The sequence below is a fragment of the Actinoplanes sp. NPDC048791 genome, from assembly GCF_040650095.1.
Taxonomy (GTDB): Bacteria; Actinomycetota; Actinomycetes; order Mycobacteriales; family Micromonosporaceae; genus Actinoplanes.
On sequence record NZ_JBEZGQ010000945.1, the window covers coordinates 1 to 3,263 of the forward strand.

3 protein-coding genes are annotated in these 3,263 nt (G+C 73.5%); 2 read left to right on the plus strand and 1 reads right to left on the minus strand.

The annotated features are described in order from the left end of the window. Positions 1-62: 62 nt before the first annotated feature. Positions 63-1,064 (minus strand): hypothetical protein, encoded by a 1,002-nt coding sequence (locus tag AB0C29_RS40185; RefSeq protein WP_360832120.1) that lies wholly within the window; start codon positions 1,062-1,064, stop codon positions 63-65. 142 nt (positions 1,065-1,206) lie between these two features. Here AB0C29_RS40185 and cofD point away from each other — a divergent pair, with 142 nt between their 5' ends. Both cofD and AB0C29_RS40195 read left to right on the plus strand, forming a co-directional pair. Further along, positions 1,207-2,163 carry a 2-phospho-L-lactate transferase gene (gene cofD / locus AB0C29_RS40190; RefSeq protein WP_360832124.1) on the plus strand — a complete coding sequence of 319 codons (957 nt, stop codon included), beginning with the start codon at positions 1,207-1,209 and terminating at the stop codon, positions 2,161-2,163. Beyond that, positions 2,163-3,194, plus strand: coding sequence for a coenzyme F420-0:L-glutamate ligase (locus AB0C29_RS40195; protein ID WP_360832127.1), 1,032 nt, complete (start codon positions 2,163-2,165; stop codon positions 3,192-3,194). The genes cofD and AB0C29_RS40195 overlap by 1 nt, the downstream gene beginning before the upstream one ends. Positions 3,195-3,263: the final 69 nt, after the last annotated feature.

Here is a 3,263-nt window from a genome sequence, read left to right on the forward strand (position 1 = left end):
TGGGTCACCAGGCCACCTGCGCGGGCCCCGGGGGGGGGGGGCGGTCGGCGGGTCGGTTTCGGTCACTGGCGGGGCGGGGGCTCCTCGCCCACGACGCGGGTGCGGTCGGCGTCGTCCGGGTTGTGGTGCGGGAGCGCCTGCGTCGGATCCGCATAGCCACCCGGCTGCTGCTGGGGCTGGCCGTAGGTCGGCGGCTGGCCGTAGGCGCCCGGTGCCTGCGGGTGGCCCGGCGCCGGGGCGAACGGTCCGGGCGGCGTGCCCGGCGCAGGCTGAGCCGACGCCGGCGGGGCCGAAGCGGGCGGCGCTGAGGCGGGCGGCGCCGAAGCGGGCGGAGCCGAGGTCGGCGTTCCCCACCCCTGCCCGGCCGGCGGCTGACCCCACTGGCCTGGCTGCTGAGGGCCGGGCTGCTGCGGGCCAGGCTGCTGCGGGCCGGGCTGGGCGTAACCGGGCTGGCCCGGCGGCGGCGCGAACCCGGGCTGACCGGGCTGCTGCGGGTAACCGGGCTGCCCGTACTGCTGCGGCTGCTGCTGCCACTGCTGCGGCTGGCCGTACATCCCGGGCTGGGCCTTCGGCTTCGGCGTGTAGAACAGGTTCCGCCAGATCAGGAACACCGCGTACGCCGCCGCGGCGAACACTGCCAGCCAGGCCGCGCGGACCAGGAACTCTTCGAACGCCACCCGGACGCTCCAGCCGGCGATCTTCACCAGCGCGATCAGGAAGCCGAAGATGATCGCGAAGAACGCCGCCACCGCATACTCCACCAGCGCGGCGATCGTGATCAGTTTGGCGTGCTTGTGCACCGGCTGGACCAGGGTCGCCAGCAGCACCGCCGCCAGGGGCAGGGCGATCAGCTCGATGTTGACGAAGCTGTAGAAGCTGTTCTGCACCCGGGTGAGGAAGTCCTGGCCCACCCCGGACGGGATCAGCCGGATCACCGCGACGAACAGCCAGATGGCGGGCGCCGCCACCAGGGCGTACGCGGTGAGGTCACGCAGCGGCCGGATCACCTGGGCAACCGGGCGCCCCGGGGGCTGTGCGGGCTGCGGCGGCGGTGTGCTGGTCACAGCTGAACTCCTGACACGGGAAGAGGGACACGGGATGGGAACACGGGGATGGGGACAAGCCGGCTCAGCCTAGACCCGATACGCACATCACACCCGCGCCCCGTGGGCCGCATATCCGGCCGGGGTGCGCAAGGATGGTCGGATGCGGATCGTGGTCCTGACCGGGGGGATCGGCGGCGCCCGGTTCCTGGTGGGCGTGCGCGCCCACGCGCGGAAGATCGGTGCCGACGTCACGGCGGTGGTGAACGTCGGTGACGACGTGCGCATGCACGGCCTGCAGATCTGTCCCGACCTGGACAGCGTGATGTACACGCTGGGCGGCGCAGCCGATCCCGAACGCGGCTGGGGCCGCGTCGGCGAGACCTGGGTCGTCAAGGAGGAGCTGGCCAAATATGCCGCCGAGCCGACCTGGTTCGGCCTGGGCGACAAGGACACGGCCACCCATCTCGTACGCACGACGATGCTGAACGCGGGCTATCCCCTGTCGGCGGTCACCGCGGCCCTGTGCGAGCGCTGGCAGCCGGGCATCACCATGCTCCCGGCCACCGACGACCGGCTGGAGACCCACGTGGTCGTGGAGGTCGAGGGCGAGCGCAAAGCCATCCACTTCCAGGAGTGGTGGGTGCGCTACCGCGGCGACGTGCCGACGCACCGTTTTGTCTTCGTGGGGGCAGAGGCGGCGAAACCGGCGGCCGGGGTGCTGGAGGCGATCGGGAACGCGGACGTCGTCCTGGTGGCGCCCAGCAACCCGGTGGTCAGCATCGCGCCCATTCTCGCCGTACCGCTGCTCAAGGAGGCCGTGCTGGACGGCCCGGCGCCGGTCGTCGGGGTTTCGCCGATCATCGGCGGCGCGCCGGTGCGCGGGATGGCCGACCGCTGCCTGGCGACGCTCGGCGTCGAGGTGAGCGCGGCCGGGGTCGGCGGCCTGTATGCCGGCCGCACCGACAACGGCCTGCTCGACGGCTGGCTGGTCGACACGACCGACGAGGGCACCACGATCCCGGGTGTGACGACCCGGGCGGTGCCGCTGTGGATGACCGACGAGGACAGGACGGCGACGATGGTCGCCGCGGCCCTGGAGCTGGCGGGGGTCGCCTGATGGACGGTCTCGAGGTGCTGCCGGTGCGCGGCATCGGCGACGTGACGGCCGGCGACGACCTGGCCGCGCTGATCACCACCAACGCGCCCTGGCTGCGCGACGGTGACGTCCTGGTGGTGACCAGCAAGATCGTGTCGAAGGCGGAGGGCCGGCTGGTCGAGGTCCCGGCCGACGGCCCGGAGCGCGAGGAGGCGCGGGAGCGGGCCCTGATGGCCGAGACCCGCCGGGTGGTCGCCCGCCGCGGGCCGACGGCGATCGTGCAGACCCACCACGGCTTCGTGATGGCGGCGGCGGGCATCGACGCGTCCAACGTCGACAAGACCCACCTGGTGCTGCTGCCGGCAGACCCGGACGCCTCGGCCCGCGCTCTGCGCGACGCCCTGCTCGAACGCGGCCTGCGGGTCGGCGTGATCGTGTCGGACACGATGGGCCGGGCCTGGCGCAACGGCCTGACGGACGTCGCGCTGGGTGCGGCCGGCATCGAGGCGTTCCGCGACCACCGGGGCGAGATCGACCCGTACGGCAACGAGTTGCAGCTCACGCAGATGGCCGTGATCGACGAGCTGGCCGGGGCAGGCGAGCTGGTCAAGGGCAAGTGCGACCAGGTGCCGGTCGCGGTGGTGCGCGGCTACCCCGGAGCGGGGGCGGACGAGGGTGCCGGCGCGGTCGCTCTGCTGCGCGACGCGGCCAGCGACATGTTCTCCTTGGGTACGGCGGAAGCCCAGGCAGCCGGCCTGCGCGCCGCGGCGACCCTCCCGGACTTCCCGGCTGCCGAGGTCCCGCGGGCAGCTGACGACGCGGCGATCAGCCGCGCGCTGACCACTGTGGCGGAATCGCTCGCCGAGGGCACGGCCGTGGAGACGACGTCGGAGGGCGTGCTGCGCTGTTCTCCCCCGGACGTGACGGCGGCCGGCCTGATGCGCTTCGGCGCCGACGTCCATCGGCTGCGGGCGGCCCTGTCCGCGGAAGCTCTGTCCTCGACCGTCACCTATGACGCCTCCACCGCGATCCTCACAGTCTCCCGAGCGTGACCAGCCTGCCCTCGCCCGACCGCCCGGCTGGCGTCCTCCCCGACCGCCCGGCTGGCGTCCTCCCCGGCG